This is a genomic window from Salinicola socius (assembly GCF_001937195.1).
Lineage (GTDB): Bacteria > Pseudomonadota > Gammaproteobacteria > Pseudomonadales > Halomonadaceae > Salinicola > Salinicola socius.
This window is the reverse complement of sequence record NZ_MSDO01000091.1, coordinates 1-1,275: the sequence shown is the minus strand read 5'-3', so window position 1 is coordinate 1,275 and position 1,275 is coordinate 1. Positions and strand designations below refer to the sequence as shown.

The 1,275-nt window shown below is 58.3% G+C and carries 1 protein-coding gene; it reads right to left on the bottom strand.

The annotated features are described in order from the left end of the window. Positions 1–274: 274 nt before the first annotated feature. Positions 275–817 (bottom strand): hypothetical protein, encoded by a 543-nt coding sequence (locus BTW07_RS18975; RefSeq protein ID WP_075571669.1) that lies wholly within the window; start codon positions 815–817, stop codon positions 275–277. Positions 818–1,275 lie beyond the last annotated feature (458 nt).

The window sequence follows — 1,275 nt, the reverse complement described above, 5'->3', positions numbered from 1 at the left end:
TAACATCAGCCTGTGCAACGGTTTCTTGTTTCTCGGTCCGTTCCTCCGATCTCAAGTCCGTCAGAGCCATTAATAGGCTTGCACCGAACTATAGCGACCATGAACAGCGCTATTACCTAAACGACGTCCTGACTCGATCAGTTGACGCACCACTCGCCCGCACCGGCCTATGGCGCTACCAAGCCATATATCCAGTGCGGGTTTTTTGTAATCCTCTCATTACATATCTACAAACTTTTATCGCGATCTATCGCGCGATATTAGCTGCTCTTATTTATGCGACTAAAGTATCGTCAAAAACTGCGTTAATCTTGATTTCGCGGGTTTTTTTAATTGCCCGGGCGACGCTTATCGGCGACAATTTCCTTACTAGGCCTGAGTCATCATTACTCGATTCTGCCTTCATCGCGTTCATGGTCGCCTTCCACGGGAAGCGATCTTTTCCGGCCCCTAGGTCCCTCATCTCCACGATGACACTGACCGGGCCGTTTTTTTTGCCCCCGATTTCCGCCTCAACCGCGTTCCCTTTGGTCCGTGGCGCTTCCGCCTGCTCGTCTATCCCATCCCGGCAGGTTGCCCCAGCGTCACGGGCCTTTTTTATCCCCCAAGCGATGATGCGTTCACTCCTGAATGCGCATCGCAGCATTCCAGCAGCATCCACCACCACGAGGAACACCCAATGACCACCGCGAAGAAACAACCCGTTCGCGTGTTCCTGGAACAGACCGATCACTCTCGGTTTCTGGTTCAGGCAGGCATGAACCAACTCACACCTTCCGCCCTGGGCGAACGGCTCTTTCAGTACGGCCTTGCCCAACTGGAGCGCGGCGACCGCTCTGTCCTGGAAGGTGAACCTTCTCCGGCCCGCCCGGAACCGGGGCGCTAATCATGTTCCTGCCTGCCCGTCACCCGTCGCCCATCGGTCGCACGGCCTCCCAGGCCGGAACCGTGCCCCCCGTCATACCCTGCGCAGCACGGGTTGACGGGGGGTGCGGGATCGGCCGCCGTGCATCACGACCGATGGCGCGCGGTGTCGGGTGGGCAGACGCCTGCCCGGAGCCCCGAGTTCTGAGGGAGCGGGCCAAGCGGTGTCTCCAGGGTCGCGCCTACGGTCACGCCGCGCTCCTCTACGCCCAGGCGGAACACCTAACCCGGATGCTCGATCCCGAGTCATCCGACCTCACTGAGCTAGTCGTACTCGCTCGCCACTGCCACACCCTGGCAACCCAGTACCAACGCTAACAAGGAAATCACCATGTCCATGATCAACACCAT